This window comes from Guptibacillus hwajinpoensis, from assembly GCF_001039475.1.
GTDB lineage: Bacteria > Bacillota > Bacilli > Bacillales > Guptibacillaceae > Guptibacillus > Guptibacillus hwajinpoensis.
In genome coordinates this window covers 1,387,606-1,406,367 of sequence record NZ_LELK01000004.1, presented here as the reverse complement: position 1 = coordinate 1,406,367, position 18,762 = coordinate 1,387,606, and the positions used below count along the sequence as shown (strand labels likewise).

The 18,762-nt window shown below is 41.8% G+C and carries 19 protein-coding genes; 3 read left to right on the top strand and 16 right to left on the bottom strand.

What is annotated here, in order from left to right:
* Positions 1-74 precede the first annotated feature (74 nt).
* Positions 75-1,364 carry an ArsB/NhaD family transporter gene (locus tag AB986_RS17000; protein WP_048312650.1) on the bottom strand — a complete coding sequence of 430 codons (1,290 nt, stop codon included), beginning with the start codon at positions 1,362-1,364 and terminating at the stop codon, positions 75-77.
* Between the two features lie 127 nt (positions 1,365-1,491).
* On the opposite strand from AB986_RS17000, the gene AB986_RS16995 reads away from it, so the two are divergent.
* The gene (locus tag AB986_RS16995) at positions 1,492-1,881 is read left to right on the top strand and encodes a TIGR04086 family membrane protein (protein WP_048312649.1); all 390 of its coding nucleotides are present in this window, start codon (positions 1,492-1,494) and stop codon (positions 1,879-1,881) included.
* Positions 1,882-1,921: 40 nt separating this feature from the next.
* Here the strand turns inward: AB986_RS16995 and yajC are convergent, their stop codons facing one another.
* The 14 genes from yajC to nadB form a co-directional block, all read right to left on the bottom strand.
* Positions 1,922-2,194 carry a preprotein translocase subunit YajC gene (gene yajC, locus AB986_RS16990; protein ID WP_048312648.1) on the bottom strand — a complete coding sequence of 91 codons (273 nt, stop codon included), beginning with the start codon at positions 2,192-2,194 and terminating at the stop codon, positions 1,922-1,924.
* Positions 2,195-2,232: 38 nt separating this feature from the next.
* Positions 2,233-3,375, bottom strand: coding sequence for a tRNA guanosine(34) transglycosylase Tgt (tgt, locus tag AB986_RS16985; RefSeq protein ID WP_048312647.1), 1,143 nt, complete (start codon positions 3,373-3,375; stop codon positions 2,233-2,235).
* The gene (gene queA, locus AB986_RS16980) at positions 3,372-4,418 is read right to left on the bottom strand and encodes a tRNA preQ1(34) S-adenosylmethionine ribosyltransferase-isomerase QueA (protein ID WP_048312956.1); all 1,047 of its coding nucleotides are present in this window, start codon (positions 4,416-4,418) and stop codon (positions 3,372-3,374) included. Before queA ends, tgt begins: the two co-directional genes overlap by 4 nt.
* Positions 4,419-4,510: 92 nt before the next feature.
* Positions 4,511-4,708, bottom strand: coding sequence for a DUF2905 domain-containing protein (locus AB986_RS16975; RefSeq protein ID WP_048312646.1), 198 nt, complete (start codon positions 4,706-4,708; stop codon positions 4,511-4,513).
* Between the two features lie 2 nt (positions 4,709-4,710).
* The gene (gene ruvB / locus AB986_RS16970) at positions 4,711-5,709 is read right to left on the bottom strand and encodes a Holliday junction branch migration DNA helicase RuvB (RefSeq protein ID WP_048312644.1); all 999 of its coding nucleotides are present in this window, start codon (positions 5,707-5,709) and stop codon (positions 4,711-4,713) included.
* A gap of 12 nt (positions 5,710-5,721) precedes the next feature.
* Complete coding sequence (gene ruvA / locus AB986_RS16965; RefSeq protein WP_048312642.1) at positions 5,722-6,324, bottom strand: Holliday junction branch migration protein RuvA; 603 nt, start codon at positions 6,322-6,324, stop codon at positions 5,722-5,724.
* A gap of 1,025 nt (positions 6,325-7,349) precedes the next feature.
* Entirely contained in the window at positions 7,350-7,895 is a 546-nt protein-coding gene (locus tag AB986_RS16960; RefSeq protein WP_048312641.1) for a BofC C-terminal domain-containing protein, read from the bottom strand.
* An 87-nt stretch (positions 7,896-7,982) separates the two neighbouring features.
* Complete coding sequence (locus AB986_RS16955; protein WP_048312639.1) at positions 7,983-8,732, bottom strand: YebC/PmpR family DNA-binding transcriptional regulator; 750 nt, start codon at positions 8,730-8,732, stop codon at positions 7,983-7,985.
* A gap of 117 nt (positions 8,733-8,849) precedes the next feature.
* A complete protein-coding gene (locus AB986_RS16950; protein WP_048312637.1) occupies positions 8,850-9,476 on the bottom strand; it encodes a YhcN/YlaJ family sporulation lipoprotein in 627 nt (208 codons plus the stop codon).
* 78 nt (positions 9,477-9,554) lie between these two features.
* Positions 9,555-10,463 carry a phosphotransferase gene (locus AB986_RS16945; RefSeq protein ID WP_048312635.1) on the bottom strand — a complete coding sequence of 303 codons (909 nt, stop codon included), beginning with the start codon at positions 10,461-10,463 and terminating at the stop codon, positions 9,555-9,557.
* The gene (gene safA, locus AB986_RS16940; protein ID WP_048312633.1) at positions 10,447-12,378 is read right to left on the bottom strand and encodes a SafA/ExsA family spore coat assembly protein; all 1,932 of its coding nucleotides are present in this window, start codon (positions 12,376-12,378) and stop codon (positions 10,447-10,449) included. The genes AB986_RS16945 and safA overlap by 17 nt, the downstream gene beginning before the upstream one ends.
* Before the next feature lie 190 nt (positions 12,379-12,568).
* Positions 12,569-13,672 carry a quinolinate synthase NadA gene (gene nadA, locus AB986_RS16935; protein ID WP_048312630.1) on the bottom strand — a complete coding sequence of 368 codons (1,104 nt, stop codon included), beginning with the start codon at positions 13,670-13,672 and terminating at the stop codon, positions 12,569-12,571.
* Positions 13,669-14,511 carry a carboxylating nicotinate-nucleotide diphosphorylase gene (gene nadC, locus AB986_RS16930; RefSeq protein WP_048312628.1) on the bottom strand — a complete coding sequence of 281 codons (843 nt, stop codon included), beginning with the start codon at positions 14,509-14,511 and terminating at the stop codon, positions 13,669-13,671. Before nadC ends, nadA begins: the two co-directional genes overlap by 4 nt.
* Positions 14,465-16,003, bottom strand: a complete 1,539-nt coding sequence (gene nadB, locus AB986_RS16925; RefSeq protein ID WP_048312627.1) for an L-aspartate oxidase — start codon at positions 16,001-16,003, stop codon at positions 14,465-14,467. The genes nadC and nadB overlap by 47 nt, the downstream gene beginning before the upstream one ends.
* A 122-nt stretch (positions 16,004-16,125) precedes the next feature.
* Between nadB and AB986_RS16920 the strand changes: the two genes are divergently transcribed.
* Positions 16,126-17,256 (top strand): IscS subfamily cysteine desulfurase, encoded by a 1,131-nt coding sequence (locus AB986_RS16920; protein ID WP_048312625.1) that lies wholly within the window; start codon positions 16,126-16,128, stop codon positions 17,254-17,256.
* Between the two features lie 40 nt (positions 17,257-17,296).
* Positions 17,297-17,842, top strand: a complete 546-nt coding sequence (locus AB986_RS16915; RefSeq protein ID WP_048312623.1) for a transcription repressor NadR — start codon at positions 17,297-17,299, stop codon at positions 17,840-17,842.
* 45 nt (positions 17,843-17,887) lie between these two features.
* Here AB986_RS16915 and pheA read toward each other — a convergent pair whose 3' ends face one another.
* Positions 17,888-18,754 carry a prephenate dehydratase gene (gene pheA, locus AB986_RS16910; RefSeq protein WP_048312621.1) on the bottom strand — a complete coding sequence of 289 codons (867 nt, stop codon included), beginning with the start codon at positions 18,752-18,754 and terminating at the stop codon, positions 17,888-17,890.
* Positions 18,755-18,762 lie beyond the last annotated feature (8 nt).

Below are 18,762 nucleotides of genomic sequence, written 5' to 3'. Positions count from 1 at the left end.
TCTTCTTTTGTTTAGTGTGACCATGTGATTGATTCAGCATAAAGGAAGGTAATGGAAATAAAAAAAGCCCCCCTTTAGTAATAGGGAAGCAAATAACGAAAATAAATATATATGGTACTAATTATCAAGGAGATGAACACAACAGGAAGACCGATCTTGAGAAATTCAATAAAGCGAACTTCTTGCTTTTCCTTCAATGCAAGACCTGCTACGACAACGTTCGCTGATGCACCAATTAATGTACCATTTCCACCTAGACAAGATCCTAGTGCTAGTGACCACCAAAGCGGGTCAAGATTTGTCATTCCGTATCCTGAGAATTCGGTTATGACAGGAATCATCGCAGCTACAAAGGGAATATTATCAAGAAAGGCTGAAAGAATTCCAGCTCCCCAAAGAATGACCAACGCTGTTTTAGGCATATCCCCATCGGTATAAAGCAAAATAGCTCTTGCTATTTCGTCAATAATCCCAACTTCCTCTAATCCACCAATAAGGATGAAAAGACCAATAAAGAAAAACAACGTAACCCACTCGATTGATTCAAATACTTCTTCAATTTTGTGTTCCTTCTGCGTTAACAACAATAGAAGGACAGCACCTGCCATCGCAATATTTGTAAGATCTGTATGAAGAATAGGATGGAGGAGAAACCCCGATATCGTCATCAACAATACTATAGTTGATTTATATAATAGTGGACCTCTCTTCAAATAGTCTTCTGCATTTAACCTCAGTAATGACTCACGGTGTTGATTGTCTACTTTAAGGCGTTTTCGATAGAAAAACAATAGCAACGGGATGACGATGGCATAAATGACAACTACGATGGGAGCAAGGTTATAAAGAAAATCATTAAAATCAAGATGATCAACAGCCTGACCAATCATGATATTTGGAGGATCACCAATTAGTGTAGCAGTGCCTCCAATATTAGACGATAAAATCACGACGATAAGGAAAGGAAGACTTGTGACTTTTAAAATCCTGGTAAGCGTTAACGTAATTGGAACTAGGAGTAGGACTGTTGTTACATTGTCGAGAAGTGCTGAACCAACTGCCGTAAGCGTTCCAATCACGGCTAATAGAGGTAATGGCTTGCCTTTCACTTGCTGAGCAAGCTTAATTGCAATGTATTCAAATAGTCCATTCTGACTTGTGATGGACACGAGAATCATCATTGAAAAAAGAAGTGCAATGGTATTCCAATCCACATGTTTCATAAAAGCTAAATCAGTGGTTGTGATACCGGCAAGTAGCATGAACAACCCGCCACCGCAGGCAACGAGGGCTCGATTAATTTTTTCAGTGATGATCCCAACATATGCAAGAACAAATATGGTAAGTGCAATGATCATTTCCAATCCCTGCTGCCCCTTCCCTGTCCCTTTTCTAACATCGTATGACGAGCTGTCCTAATTCATGATTGGACTTCTATTTCATAACACAATGAATAGAATGTACAAACCATTCATATAAAGGGGGAGTAAGATGAGGTCTAAGCATGCACTCTCAAGTATGGGATCAGGGTTACTCACTATCGTCGTCATTGTATTAGCAACAAGCGTGTTATTATCACTAATTCTTAGATTCACTTCTGTATCACAACAAGGTATTAGTCCTTTTATTATTGTTGGGTCTGTTATCGCCTTTTTCATAGGTGGATTAATTGCAGGTGGAAAGGGTGGGGAGCGCGGGTGGTTGCTCGGTGTAGGAACAGCGTGTATGTATATAATCCTTCTTTTCCTTATTCAGTACCTTGGATATCGAGTGAGTATGAATGCTGAACAACTCCTCTACCATGGAGGATATGGACTGGTTTGTATTCTAGGATCCATTATCGGTGTTAATCTAAAAGGTGAAAGTCATAGAGAAGCCTAAATATGAAAAGAGCGCCCGCGAGGACGCTCTTTTGCATGTATTACTTCGTATTCTCAGTGATTGATTCACGGATTGCCGCTCGGTCAAACACCATCTTTGTACCGTCAGTTGTGCGGATTGTAATTGTACCTTCATCCATTGCATCAATAATGCCATGCATACCACCAATAGTAACAACCTTATTGCCTTTTTCTAGGCTTGCCTGCATTTCTCTTGTTTTCTTTTGGCGCTTTTGTTGAGGACGTATCAATAGGAAATAGAAAATCGCAAACATAAGTAGTAGCGGAATTAAATTCATTAATGTTGAACCCATACTCTTTCCCCCCTTTCTAAAAGTGACGCATCTATAAATTAGAAGTTTTTCGCATTCGGTTTATTGAAACCATATTGCTCAAAAAACTCTTCTTTGAAGTCAAGAAGACGGTCATCCATGATCGCCTGCCTAACTTGCTTCATCAAGTTTAACAGAAAATAGAGATTATGGTAAGTTGTCAATCTAAAACCAAATGTTTCATTAGCTTTTACAAGATGTCGAATGTACGCTCTAGAATAGTTCCGACAAACTTTACAATCACAATTCTCATCAAGTGGTCCAAAATCACGAGCATACTTAGCATTTCTAACTACTAGTCGACCATTACTTGTCATGAGCGTTCCATTACGTGCAATTCGAGTTGGCAGAACACAGTCAAACATGTCAATGCCTCGAATAGCGCCATCAATAAGAGAGTCCGGTGAACCAACTCCCATTAAGTAACGAGGTTTATCACTTGGCAGGTGTGGTGTTGTGAAATCAAGAACACGGTTCATCACATCTTTCGGTTCACCTACTGAAAGTCCCCCGATAGCGTAACCAGGAAAATCAAGAGAGACTAAATCTTGGGCACTTTGCTTTCTTAGCTCTTCGTACTCCCCACCTTGAACAATTCCGAACAATCCTTGGACATCTTTACGGGCATGCGCAGTAAGGCATCGTTCAGCCCATCGACTTGTACGTTCAACCGAGCTCTTCATATAGTCATATTCTGCTGGGTATGGAGGGCACTCATCAAATGCCATCATAATATCTGACCCAAGCGCGTTTTGAATGTCCATTGCGCCTTCAGGTGAGAGGAATAGTTTCTCTCCACTTAGATGATTGCGGAAGTGTACACCTTTCTCTTCAATCTGTCTAAGGTCACTTAAGCTAAATACTTGAAAACCACCTGAATCAGTTAGAATAGGCTGATCCCAGTTCATGAATTTATGAAGGCCGCCCGCTTCTTTCACAATATCGTGACCAGGGCGAAGCCATAGATGATACGTATTACTAAGAATTACGCCTGCTCCCATTTCCTTTAGCTCTTCAGGACTCATCGTCTTAACAGTCGCGAGTGTTCCTACAGGCATAAACATAGGCGTCTCAAACGTTCCGTGTGGTGTGTGAAGCTTACCGAGACGTGCTCCGCTTTGTTTACACGTTTTAATTAATTCATACCGAATTGGTTCTGTCATTCCTTAGTACTCCCTTCCAAAATCAACATCGCATCACCAAAGCTAAAGAAGCGATACTCCTCTTCTACGGCAGTACGATAAGCGGAAATAATAAACTCTCTTCCCGCGAGTGCACTTACAAGCATAATCAATGTCGACTGAGGCAGGTGGAAGTTCGTAATCAGTCCATCGATTGCTTTGAATGTATATCCTGGATAAATGAAAATATCGGTCCATCCAGATGCTTCTTCAAATCGTCCATTATAAGACGATGCTACTGTTTCAAGAGTTCTTGTGGAGGTTGTACCTACCGAAATAATCCGGCCGCCTTCCTCTTTTACACGATTTAACAACTCGGCTGTACCTTTTGTTAACTGATAAAATTCACCGTGCATCTCATGTTCAAGAATATTGTCTACTGAAACTGGTCGAAATGTTCCTAGTCCGACGTGAAGCGTAATAAACGCGACGTGAACTCCTTTATTCTCAAGACGTTCGAGCATTTCTTCCGTAAAATGCAGCCCCGCAGTTGGCGCAGCTGCAGATCCTCGATTTTTTGCAAAAACCGTTTGATAACGTTCTTGGTCATCAAGCGTTTCAGTAATATAAGGAGGCAACGGCATTTCGCCAAGCTGATCGAGAACTTCATAGAAAACTCCATCATACTTAAATTCAAGAACTCGTCCACCGTGCTCTAACGATTCCGTGCACACAGCAGTAAGCCTTCCATCACCAAATGAAATCTCAGTTCCAGGTTTTACTCGTTTGGCGGGTTTCACGAGCGTTTCCCAGCTGTCATTTTCTATTTGTTTAAGAAGGAGCACTTCTATCTTAGCTCCAGTTTCTTCTTTTGTACCATAAAGTCTTGCTGGCATGACTCTTGTATCATTAAGAACGAGGCAATCTCCAGGCTTTATGTAATCTTCCAGATTAGAGAACTCTCTATGCTCTAGTTTTTGTACAGCAGGATCGAGTACCATTAAGCGGGATTTCGTTCGTTCCTTTAATGGCACTTGAGCAATTAAACGTTCTGGAAGTTCAAAATCAAAATCATTTACATTCATTTTCTTCACCACTGTCCTTCTAATAGTTCAACTTAAATGATTTTACCACAGCTACTTCTGTTATCCCACCCTAACCGTTTTCACCACTGCTTTTATCGAAACTTACCGATAATAAAGAAAATGAGGGTTAGCACAATACTTACAACGATTGACGTTACGATTGGGAAAAAGAAAGTTGTGTTTCCCCTCCTGATTACAATGTCACCCGGTAATTTACCGATAAAAGACCAGAGTACCCCAATGAATAGAAAGGAAATTCCTAGGACAATAAATAATTTAGATATGCCCATCCTTATTCAGGCACCTCCAAATTAAAATGATGATAAACCTGGTGCGTTACCATTCTACCTCGAGGCGTTCGTTGCAAGAACCCGATTTGGAGAAGGTACGGCTCATATACATCTTCAATTGTATGACTTTCTTCACCTATTGTAGCTGCAATCGTATCTAGACCTACAGGGCCACCACGAAACTTTTCAATAATTGCTAGTAAAAGCTTATGATCAATATGGTCAAGTCCAAGCGGATCTACCTGCATCATTTCCAGCGCCTGAGAAGCAAGTGAAAGAGAAATAACGCCATCTCCCTTCACCTGAGCAAAATCTCGCACTCGTTTAAGTAAGCGGTTGGCGATACGAGGCGTTCCGCGTGATCTTCGAGCAAGCTCAACTGCCGCTGATTCTTCCATCTCCACTTCAAAAATATCCGCTGTTCGCATGACGATTGTTTGGAGCTCATCTTCAAGGTAATACTCGAGACGACTTAACACGCCAAAACGATCTCGTAAAGGAGCCGTTAAAAGACCTGCTCTAGTTGTTGCTCCGACGAGTGTAAATGGAGGCAGATCAAGACGCACCGAGCGCGCTGTCTCACCTTTACCGATAACAATGTCAAGACAATAATCTTCCATCGCAGGATATAGCACTTCTTCAACACTACGAGGTAAACGATGAATCTCATCAATAAATAGAACATCTCCAGGCTCAAGCGCAGTAAGAATGGCTGCAAGATCACCTGGGCGTTCAATAGCTGGTCCTGATGTTGTTCTTAAGTTCACTTCCATCTCGTTTGCAATAATGGCAGAAAGCGTTGTTTTACCGAGACCTGGTGGTCCATAAAGTAGCACATGATCTAACGGTTCATTTCGCATTCTTGCTGCTTCAATAAACACTTCAAGGTTACGTTTCACCTTTTCTTGTCCAATGTACTGACTTAAACGTTGAGGACGGAGGCTATATTCTACGGATGAGTCATCACCGACCTGCTCTCCTGATAGAATTCGATCTTCCACTCTACTCCCCCCTTATTGCTTCAGCATAAGCTGAAGTGCTTTTTTAATGTATTGATCTGTTGTTAGAACTTCACCATCTAGCTTTGGCTTAATTTTCTTAATTTCGCGCTCTGCATAGCCTAGCGCCTTAAGTGCTTCAATCGCTTCATCGAGTTCATGAGAACCCTCTTCGGTACTTTCTTCTGCAGCAAACAGCCCTTCAGTTGGTTCCCCAAATCCTTTTAACTTTCCTTTTAAGTCAAGAATGATTTGTCTTGCTGTTTTCTTCCCAACTCCAGGAAACTTCGTAAGAAACTTCTCGTCTTCCATTTCAATAGCACTGACAACTTTATTAGGCTCTCCAGTAGCCAGAATAGCGACAGCTCCTTTTGGACCTATACCTGAAACGTTTAACAGCTTTTCAAATAATAGTCGCTCCTCACGAGTAGGAAACCCATAAAGCGCGATTAAATCTTCCCTTACGTAATGATGAGTAAAAATTTGAATCGACTGATTTCGATACTTCTGAAACTCAAAAGGATTACCACAATATATTTTATATCCAATAGCATTCGACTCTACTACAATATACTCCGTATCAATATATTCAACCGTGCCCTTAATATATTCAATCAAAGCTCTCTCTCCCCCACATACATACGAACATGTATTTCTATCTCTACATTCTACCATAGTATCAACGAAAAGCGGAAGCGACCGTTAAGACCCGGCAGGCACTGGAAGCATTCAAAACGAACACGCTTTTTGTGTTCGGGTTGAATGCTGAAGTGACCGAGGGTCTGGTCGCTGCAGCTGGATCAATAAAGCGGAAGCGACCGGTTAGGTCCGAAAAACGCTGGAGCCTTACGAAATGAACACGTCCTTTGTGTTCAGGTCGTAAGGTGAAGCGTTCGAGGACCTGGTCGCTGCAGCTGGATCAATAAAGCGGAAGCGACCGGTTAGGTCCGAAAAACGCTGGAGCCTTACGAAATGAACACGTCCTTTGTGTTCAGGTCGTAAGGTGAAGCGTTCGAGGACCTGGTCGCTGCAGCTGGATCAATAAAGCGGAAGCGACCGGTTAGGTCCGAAAAACGCTGGAGCCTTACGAAATGAACACGTCCTTTGTGTTCAGGTCGTAAGGTGAAGCGTTCGAGGACCTGGTCGCTGCAGCTGGATCAATAAAGCGGAAGCGACCGGTTAGGTCCGAAAAACGCTGGAGCCTTACGAAATGAACACGTCCTTTGTGTTCAGGTCGTAAGGTGAAGCGTTCGAGGACCTGGTCGCTGCAGCTGGATCAATAAAGCGGAAGCGACCGGTTAGGTCCGAAAAACGCTGGAGCCTTACGAAATGAACACGTCCTTTGTGTTCAGGTCGTAAGGTGAAGCGTTCGAGGACCTGGTCGCTGCAGCTGGATCAATAAAGCGGAAGCGACCGGTTAGGTCCGAAAAACGCTGGAGCCTTACGAAATGAACACGTCCTTTGTGTTCAGGTCGTAAGGTGAAGCGTTCGAGGACCTGGTCGCTGTAGCTAGATCAGAAAAGCGGAAACGACCGTTAAGACCCGAAAGGTACTGGAAGCATTCAAAACGTACACGTTCTTTGTGTTCGTTTTGAATGGTAAAGCGATCCTCTATGCAGACCCTGACACACAAAAACCTGTCCTCATTGGACAGGTTTCGCTTTTTTCACCTTATAAAATGTTTGTAGCATGCTTTCAAAGTGATACCATGACTCAACTGGAATTCCATCCATCAATTGTTCACGTCTTGAGCTTTCGAGTTTGCCAACATCGATTTGAAAAAACGTTTGAATCACTTTTTCATCTGATGGGCTACCATCAAAAATAGAAAGGATCCCATCTTCTGTTAGTCCGAAGTGGCCACTTTCTTTACTGGCAGGAGATATATCTTCAATGTTTCGCTCAAAAATCATTCGTCCCTCTTCTTGGTCGACAAGTTGCCAGTTCGCATATTCACTCCAGAAATCTTCCATGGCCCATATTGTTTCATTCACAGTCTGCTTCGTTGAAACGCCATCCGCATAGTTCGTCCTAAGAATGACCTCAACCTCAAGTGGTCCGTTCACTTCATGCTGTATAGAGACTTTACTGTTTTCTGTACGAATACCATTTGCTTCATTAGCTAACACTGAAGCCCCGCCGATGGTCATGAGAAGCACTAACCAAATAATCGGATAAAGGTTTTTCATTCGCTTTAGTCACCTTTCTTCCATTATAAAGAAGTTGATTTCGTTAGCGTCCCCATATGAAAAACAATTATGCATACCGATAACAAATTACATCTGGTTATATACGTCATCATCAATATCTGCGTTGTGGTAAACATCTTGAACGTCGTCATTATCTTCGAGCATATCTAGAAGCTTGAGCATATTCTCTCCATCTTGCTCTTCTAAGTGTGTATACGTTTCAGGTAGCATCGTAACTTCAGCTGAAACAAAATGAATATCACTTTCCTCCAATAGGTTTTTCACATTTTGGAATTCCTGTGGATCTGTATAAATTTCAAATGATTCTTCATGTGTTTCCATCTCTTCCGCTCCCGCTTCAATAACCTGAAGCATGAGTTCATCTTCGTTGAGGTTTATTTCTGAACGATCAATGACGAGTGATCCTCTTCGACTAAAAAGAAATGACACACAGCCATTTTCACCCATGTTGCCATTATTTTTACTAAACGCATGACGCACATCTGCTGCTGCACGATTTTTGTTATCTGTTAGTAGATTTACCATAATCGCTGCACCACCTGGACCATAACCTTCATAAGTAACGTTCTCATATTGAACGCCATCAAGGTCACCGGTGGCCTTTTTAATGGCACGGTCAATATTCTCATTCGGCATATTGGCCGATTTCGCTTTGTCCACTGCTAATCTTAGGGAAGGATTTGTTTCCGGGTCGCCTCCTCCACTTCTCGCAGCTACAAATATTTCTTTCGCTAATTTCATAAATACTTTGCCGCGCTTCGCATCTTGTGCATTTTTCCTACGCTGTATATTTTTCCACTTTGAATGTCCTGCCATCTCAAATGTCTCCTTTCCACTTCGCTTATTTTCCAACTATAGCATAGGAGATGAATGGCAGAAAAGAGACACGCATATGTAAAAGAGCAGGCATTTGCCTGCTCTTTTTGTATGAGGTTATTTGTTGTTTTCAAACGGGCGCTTCGCTGCATTACCGATGTCATTTAGAATCCCATTAACATCAGATTGAACTTCTTCAAAACCATTTCCATCTTCGAGACGATTATTCACATCGCCCATACGTCCGAAAACATCTTCATCAGTAGAAATGGAAATGTTCTTCTGCTTCGTCACCTTTGCAACTTCACTACGAACGCTGTCTTTAACGTCTGCATCGTTTCGATCATTCGTATCAACAGCAATCATAATTTGGTCACCGTAGACAATTACGCGAGCATCTTCAACGTTCTTCAACTTCTCAATACGGTCAGAAAGACGATTTGAGAGCTCATTATCATACCCTGAATAGTTATCATCTGTTCTCATATATCCAGGACCATTCATTCCGTTTCGTCGATCCATTTGCTCCTTATCTGGAGCTTTTACACCATTCGCATAGTCACGGTCAATCATATCGGTAACTGCGCCTTCACGGTAGTCACCATTATTATCTTCGCTCGTGTAATAGCCAATTGGACGACTGGAATCGTTGTAACGTGTATCCATTGCTTCATCATCAGCGGTACAACCGATAAGCCCACCTGCAATCATCATCGTTGAAAGCGTAAGAATTGATTTTCTCATATTTAAAAACCTCCTTTCATCATTAGAATGTCAGGAGGTCGTCTATTTTAATCTGTTATATCTAGGCAAGGCTGGTACCTATTGAAGAACTAATTTCATAAACGCGGTTCGATCGGCGTCTTGTTCCATCGTTTTGGTCAACAACTGGCTTCTTCCACTAGGTTCCATTAACCATTCACGGTAAAAGTCAGCCGGATAAGCAAGTAAGCGACGAAGGGATGGATTCGTAAAGCAATAATTTAAAGCGGGAATTTGATTGTTTACCCATTCATCAAGCGACCAGCTACAATAAGGAAGCATCCTGTTTAACATCTGTAAATAATCGTATTCCTTTGGTGCATGTACTGCTAAATCTCCATCAATTAACAAAAGGCTATGGTGATGAAAGATAAAATTATGATGTGCAGGATCACCATGAACGATGTCACCGTTTTGAAAAGCTTCCTTTTCTAGGTCATCGACGTTCATTTGCCGAAGAACATCTTCACCAATCTTCGTATATCTCTTTAAAAGGGAGTTTTGTTCTGCTGAAAACAGCTCTGGTTGCAAAGAGCTTGTAAAACGTAGTAAACGGTTCGTCCATTTTTGTTTAAGTGACATAGTAGGTATGTTTCGGAATTGGTGACCTGTTGTTTCCTCATGGAATTGAGCAACCTTTTCAAGCGCCAGCTGACGCTCTTCCTTAACTGAATAAAAGAGACTTCTTCCTGGCATAAATTCCATACAAGCCCAGTAAACAGCGTTACTTTCCTTCACCCAGTCACCATCAACAAATGGGATAAAAGTAACGAATGAAGATGGACAACACATCGAAAGTTCGATCTGCTTGATGAGAACTTCTCGATTAAGAGCGCCTTTAATAATGACTTTAAACCCATTAGAATAGGTTCCCTCAAAAACGAAAGGTTTGATGCATTTTATTTGATGGAAAAAAGGACGGATCCCCTTCAGGATTCCGTCCTTTTCTGTTCTAACGTGATTCTGCATAACTGCTTTCCATACCCATGTAATCCATCATTGGTGCTTTATTGGCTCCCTGTACATAACCCGGGTTAGCGTAGTGAGGCATTTGCTGATACGGTGATACCTGGTTTCCACCACACCCGCAATCTTGCTGGTGATACGGTGATACCATTGGTTGATTTGGGTATGGCATCATCATACCGCCTACATTTTGGTTGGGACTGTTTGCATATGCACCCATTATTGCTTCCGGATATTCCTCATTTCCTTTATGAGCATACGGTGATTGCATTCCTGCTACATTTCCTGGATAGCCTGGGTTACCATGGTTATGCATTGATGCTCCTGCTACATCACTGGGATAACCAGGATTACCATAACCATTCATTGAGGCTCCCGCTACATTTCCTGGATAACCCATATTCATTTGCTGAGGATAGCCGCCAGAAGCTCCTGCAACTGATCCCGGATATCCGTTGTTACCTTTATTTCCATATCCTTCATAAGCTCCTGCTACGTTCTGGTTTGGATAACCATTTCCATAATCTTGTGCTCCAGCTACGGAGCCAGGCATTCCACCATATCCTTTGTTATCATAACTTGCTCCCGCTACACTCGAGCTTTCATCTTTTTGACCATACTGATTCATCTCTGCTCCTGCTACAGAGCCAGGATAACCATTGTTTTCTTTGTTCCCATAACCTTGATAAGCACCGGCTACATTTTGATTTGGATAGCCATTACCATAACTCGCTCCTGCTACATCCGGGCTTTCTTCCCCTTTATGACCATACTGATTCATCTCTGCTCCGGCTACGGAACCAGGATAACCGTTGTTTCCTTTGTCTCCATATCCTTGATAGGCGCCTGCTACATTTTGATTAGGATAGCTGTTTCCATATCCTTGTGCTCCTGCTACAGATCCTGGGTAACCATTGTTACCATATCCTTGATGAGCCCCTGCTACATTCTGATTTGGATAACCGTTTCCATAATCTTGTGCTCCTGCTACAGACCCTGGATAACCAGGCATCCCACCGTAGCCCTGATTACCAGAACTTGCTCCTGCTACATCTGAGTTGTCTTGCCCTTTGTGACCATAATTGTTCATCGCTGCTCCGGCTACAGAGTTAGGATAACCATTATTGCCCTTGTTTCCATAATCCTGGTAAGCACCTGCTACGTTTTGATTTGGATAACCATTCCCATAATCTTGTGTTCCAGCTACAGACCCTGGATAGCCAGGATACCCTTTGTTTCCATAGCCATCATAAGCACCTGCTACGTTTTGATTATTAGGGTAACCCATATGAGCTCCCCCTACTGAATTTGGATAACCAGGATAGCCGTTATTACCTTTGTCCGCATATCCTTGAACGCCACCAACAGTTCCTGGGTAACCTTGATTTGGCATTGCTGGTGGAGGTGGCATTTCCATAGAAGAGGATTCAAATTCGCTTAGTACTTCTTCATCTTTCATTGGATAGAATAAGTTCTCAGCCTTCCCTTTTGCTTTTTCTACAGGTTTCTTTTGTGCAGGTTTTTTTGCTTCAGCTTTCTTTTCAACAGGCTTTGTTTTCTTTTCCACTGCTTTTGGTTTAACCTTTTTAGGTTTTTCTTCTGTAGGACTCATATTCATGTTCATGTTTAAACCCATATTTAATTCATTATTAATAGGCATATTAATTGATGGCTTTTCTTTCGGTTTCATCATAGGTGCTTCTTTTTTCTTTGGCATTTCTTTCTTCATTTCTTTGATTTGCATTTCTTTCTTTTTAACAGGCACTCCGCCCGATGGAATCTTCACTTTCATCCCTGGCATAATCATATCCGGATTCTTGAGCTGCGTATTAACAGCTTTCAGTTGTTCAAAATCCACACCATATTTTTTAGCGATTTTCCATAAAGTATCGCCTTTTTGAACGACATGTATTTTCAAGCTAAAAAACTCCCTCCTGTACAATATCAGTACAATGAAATTCAGTACAGTGTATGCGTGACTGGGCAGATTGCTACCTTTTTTAAAGGCAAATATCATCACATTAATATGCGAGGAATTCAATCCCTATGTATGCCTTCCTTGCTATTAAACACAAAAAAAGAATCAGACAAGCTGTCTGATTCTTCATTTAGACTCTTTGTAGCATTCGTTCCAATGCTCTTGTTGCATACTGACTTATTTCAGAGTCCACTTTTATACGATTAGTTTGTCTTCCCTCATAAACCTCTTCTAACGCCCATAATAAATGTGGTAGATCAATTCGATTCATCGTAAGACATGGACACATATTAGGGTTTAACGATACGATGGTTTTATCAGGATGCTGCTGTATAATACGATTAACTAAATTCATTTCTGTTCCTATCGCCCATTTCGATCCGCTCTTCGCTTGTTCGATTGTTTCAATAATCATTTTTGTTGAACCTGAATAGTCAGACGCTTCTACTACCTCAAAACTACATTCAGGATGAACAATAACATTCATCTCGCTGTACTTATCTCGTACATCAGCTATATTTTGCAAAGTGAACTTTTCGTGAACAGAACAATGTCCTTTCCATAATATCACTTTCACGTCTTCATATTTTCCATCGTATTCAAGGGTGTCCGTAATGGGATCCCAAATCGCCATCGCTTCTAGTGGAACGCCAAGTTCGTACGCCGTATTTCTACCAAGGTGTTGATCTGGTAAAAAGAGAATGCGCTCTTTATTTGTGAATGCCCACTCTACCATTGCCGTCGCATTAGAAGAAGTGACCGTCGCACCACCGTACTTCCCTACAAATGCCTTGATAGCAGCTGTTGAATTTACGTAAGTAAGCGGAAGAATAGTATCCCCAAATAAAGCAATGAGCTGATCCCAGGCACGCTCTGTTTGATAAATGGTAGCCATATCCGCCATTGAACAGCCGGCTCGCATATCTGGTAGAATAACGATTTGATTATCTTCGGTCAAAATATCAGCCGTTTCTGCCATGAAATGCACTCCGCAAAACACAATTGCTTCAGCTTCTTTGTTAAGGGCAGCTAATTGCGCAAGCTGCAGAGAATCGCCGGTGTCATCAGCAAATTGAACGACCTCGTCTTTTTGGTAGTGATGAGCAGGTAGATACAACCTGTCTCCCATTTCTTTCTTAATTGCCTGTATTCGTTTCACCATTTCCTCTTCTTTTAACTCCTTATAGTGACTAGGCAGGCCATTTGTCATTGTAAGCGCATCTAGAATACTCATTCTTCTACTCCCTTCATCCGTACACTTATATCAAGACTTTTCACAGAATGGGTTATGCAACCAAGCGATATGTAATCCACACCAACGTCCGCATAAGATGCCAAATTCTGAAGTGTAATGCCACCTGATGCTTCAGTAATTATTCGATTAGGTACTAATTTACAATATCCAGCTGCTTCCAATGGCGTGCAATTATCAAACATAATAATATCAACGTCAGCTTTTACAGCATCCAAAACATCCGTCTCTGAACTGGTTTCCACTTCTACTTTTGTCATATGACCTAGCCTTTTTCTGACGTGTCGAACCGCTCGTTCAATACTTCCAAATTGAGCAATATGATTGTCTTTTAACATGACGCCCCCATCAAGAGTGATCCGATGATTAAATCCACCACCGCACCGTACTGCATACTTCTCATACATACGAAGACCCGGCGTTGTTTTCCTTGTATCACAAATTCTAGTATGAGAGCTGTTTAGAATTCCAACAGCTTTTGCCGTCATTGTAGAGATGCCACTCATTCGCTGAATCATATTTAGGATAACTCGTTCGCCAGTCAGAATAGCTCGAACGCGCCCTTTAACGGTTGCCAAAACATCTTCTGTTTGAACAAATTCTCCATCTTCTATAGAAACATCTACGATTAGATCATTGTCGATTAGACTGAAACCTGCTTCGATAATTTCCTTGCCACAGAAAACACCATCTTCCTTCACAACGAAGACAGCCTCTCCGTATTGTTCTGCATGAAATAATAACTCACTAGACAAATCAGCACTCCCAATATCTTCAATGAAAAATTGCTCGAGATCGTTCTTCAGTTTCAATCCAATCATCCTGTGAAATCCTCCTGATTATCCTTTTTTGCTTAAAACGCTGTTTTTGATAAGGGTAATCTTCTCGAAAATGACCCCCTCTACTTTCTGTACGCATTATTGCTGAAGTCGACATAAGCCACGCCGTTTGCAACATGTTAAAGTGAACAACGTCTTCTTTCGTATCCGCTTCAATGAACTTCCCTCTCCATTCAAGCTGACTGATACCTGTTGTAAGACCCTCATTTGATCGACTAATGCCAACGTGACGATCCATGACTTCTCGTAAACGATCGATTGAAAGCCTGTATTCTGACACTTTCATTCTCTTGTTTTCTGTAAAGTACGGTATCCACTTTCGATCAGATTGCATAATCCACCGAGCGGATTCATTCGCAAACACAACTCCTTCTAAAAGCGAGTTACTTGCAAGTCTGTTTGCACCATGTACACCTGTGTTTGCAACTTCACCAAGAGCAAACAATCCAGGAATAGATGTTCTTCCATACCGATCCGTCACAACGCCTCCCATTAGAAAATGCGCACCTGCTTTTACTGGAATCCTTCCACTATCAAGATCTACCCCGTACTGATAGCATCGTTTAGCGATTGTCGGAAACCGCTTATGGAATCGCTTGATCATTGAGATGTCGAGATATACAACCGATTCTTCCTTAGCGATTTCCCTTGCCACAACATCACGAGGAGCAAGTTCTAGCTGATCGTGAATTCCTTCCATTAGTCTTTCTCCATCACGCGTTAGAAGCATGCCCCCTTCTCCTCTTACTGCTTCGGAAATGAGAAAAGAGTTTGATCCTGCGCCTGCAAACATTGTTGGATGAAATTGCATAAACTCAAGATCCGACAAGATAGCCCCCGCACGGTATGCCATCGCAATCCCATCACCTGTAACAGAAGAATCATTAGACGTCACAGAATAAAGCTGACCCGCTCCACCAGTTGCTAAGATTGTATAAGCTGCTGATACAGTAAACGTTTCTCCTGTTTCATTCATAACAAGGGCGCCATAACATTCATTTTCTTTGATAAGTAAATCAGCAGCTAGATGATTCTCTAGAATTGTGCAACGATCTTTCACACGACTAATTAAGGTGTTAACTAATTCCTTACCAGTCGCGTCACCACCTGAATGAAGAATTCGCGGTACGCTATGCGCTCCTTCCATACACCTTTCATACTGACCATTCGCATTTCTATCGAATCGAACACCCATTTCGATTAGCTGCTGTATTTGTTGCGGTCCCTTTCTTACGAGTAGTTCTGTTAGTTCCTCATTATTGTGAAAACCGCCTGCGCGAATGGTATCGAAGAAATGATGCGTCCAACGATCATCGCTTGTCGTGACGGCTGCGATTCCTCCTTGCGCTAAGCGCGAATTGCTTTTACCAAGTGCAGACTTTGTGATAATCGTCACATTCTTTTCCGCTGAAAGAAGATCTGCGGCCATCAATCCTGCTAAACCACTACCAATCACAAGTACTTCAGTGTCCATGAAACCCCTTCTCTCACTTCTCCATATTGAAACAAACTAGCCATTAACTTAACATGTGTCTTGACACCTATATTTACATATATTTAAATAAATAACAAGACCGAAAATAGAAGGAGATTAAAATGATCTATTTAGATTATGCAGCTTCTACCCCCATGTCAGATCGGGCAATGATGACTTATACAAAAACAGCGAGAGAATACTTCGCTAACACCCAGAGTTTACATGATGCTGGTACAACTGCCGCTCAGCTACTTGAAATAGCACGAACTACTATTGCAACACATGTAAACGGAGATCCATCTGGTGTGTATTTCACCTCCGGGGGAACTGAGGCAAATATACTCGCATTAACAAGCCTCATCAAACGCTATCCAAAAGGACATCTCATTACTGTAGAAGGTGAACACTCATCAGTTCTAAATACTTTTGCAAAACTAGAAAAAGAAGGATATCGAGTTAGCTACCTCACATATAACCACGAAGGTAGAATAGAGACTGAGCGTTTGTTAGAAGCGATATGCGAGGATACCATTCTCGTATCGGTTGCAAGTGGAAACAGTGAAATCGGATCAACACAGCCGCTCGAAGAGATTGGGAGAGAACTTTATAGACGCAACATCCTGTTTCATACTGATGCTGTTCAAACGTATGGGAAAATACCAATTGATGTGCAAAAAATGAACATCTCCGCACTTTCGATCTCCTCTCACAAACTTCATGGTCCAAAGGGAGTTGGTGCGTGTTATATCAATCCTTCAATTTCGTGGGATCCTGTAATTCCTGGAACGATCCACGAGAAAGGATTTAGACCTGGTACCATCAATCTTCCTGGCATTTGCTCGTTCACTGCTGCGGTAGAAGAAACATTCGAACGCTTGGAATCTGAGCAAAAAAGGCTACAGAACTTACGAACCTACCTCCTGAACGGAATCGTTCATCCGAATATTGTAATCGAAGGCCAGAAGCAAACGGGATTACCACATATTGTTGGCATTCGTATTAAAGGACTAGAAGGGCAATATGCAATGCTCGAATTCAATCGAAAAGGTATAGCGGTATCTACTGGCTCTGCTTGCTCAGTAGGACAACAAAAACCGTCGAAGACGCTCCTTTCTATGGGACGTACAGAGGACGAAGCACGTGAGCTGGTCAGAATTAGTTTCGGAAGAGAAACGACTGAAAAGGATCTTAAAAAAACGATAGACGTTTTTCAAGAAATCCTTACACGCTGTTCCGCAATAAAGATATAATAGGGATACACATTGTGGCAAAGGAAAGGGGTCGTCTAGAATGGGACAAGATGGAGCAAAAATACTTGGAGAAAACAGGAGACTACTTATATTACAATGGTTAAAAGAGAGCGATAAACCATTAACTGGTAGTGATTTATCTAAGCGAACAAACGTAAGCCGACAGATTATCGTACAGGATATTTCATTATTAAAAGCACGAAATGAACCGATTATTGCTACCTCACAAGGGTATATCCTATTTAATGCAGAGAGAAAAGAACTACGATTAGAACGGGTAATCGCCTGTCAGCACTCACCAGAAGACACAAAAAATGAACTATATACAATTGTTGATAACGGAGGTACGGTTAAAGACGTTACAGTCGAGCATCCTCTTTACGGAGACCTTACCGCATCCCTTTTCGTAAGTAATCGTCTTGAAGCTGATCAATTTCTTTCAAAGCTCTCAGTAACGAATGCATCACTTCTCTCCGAACTCACTTCAGGTGTACATCTTCATACCATTGAAGCAAGCTCCCAATCACAGATTGAAGCCGTTTGTCGTGCATTAAAGGATCAAGGATTTCTTCTAAATCAAGATTAGAAAAAAGAACGACGGGATATCCCGTCGTTCTTTCTTATGTACCTGCTAATTTTGTCCATTAACAACAAAACAAGGATACTCGCCAAGCACAGAGATCCCAATTCCAAGGGCTTGTATTTCTTCCATAACGCCTTTCAGAAGAATATCACGGTTCGGCCGCTCAACGTCAATGATAAAGAAATAATTACCTAGTCCAGTCTTCATCGGCCTTGACTCAATCTTCGTTAAGTTAAGGTTACGCCAAGCAAATGCGGCTAGTACTTGATGCAGAGCTCCTGGATAGTCTGATGGAAGTATAATTTTATATGTAACACGGTCTTCTCTAAATAACGGTGTACGCGGAAGAGCCTTTGGGGTTCTATGCAGAACGAGAAAGCGCGTATCGTTGTCTTCTGTGTCATGGATGTTGGATTTCGCAATCGTTAATCCGTATTTCTCAGCTGCAAGTTCATTTCCTATAGCAGCTTGCTCTAAATTCCCTTCATTCTGAACATATTCAGCAGCTGCACTTGTTGATGCTGCGTTGCTAAGTTCAGCTTCTGGTAGTTCCTTCTGAAGAAATATGTGACATTGTGCAATGGCATGAGGATGTGACAGAACACGCTTCACGCGTTTCCAATCACTCTGGTCAGGATGGATTAATAAGTGCTGTCGAATTGGTAAAACAAGCTCTCCAACAATTGGCAGCGACACCTGTTGTGAGAGAAGATCAAGCGTCATGTTAACAGATCCTTCAATGGTGTTCTCTAGTGGAACAACACCATAATCAACTTCCCCATTTTCTACAGCTTCCAGGCAAGCGCGTATCGTCGCAAATGGGGTTCGTTCTTCCTCTTGAAAAAGTGTTTTTGTAGCAATTTCTGTGAATGTTCCTTCAGGTCCTAGAAATCCTATTTTTTTGTGAGTATCCATCTTCTCCC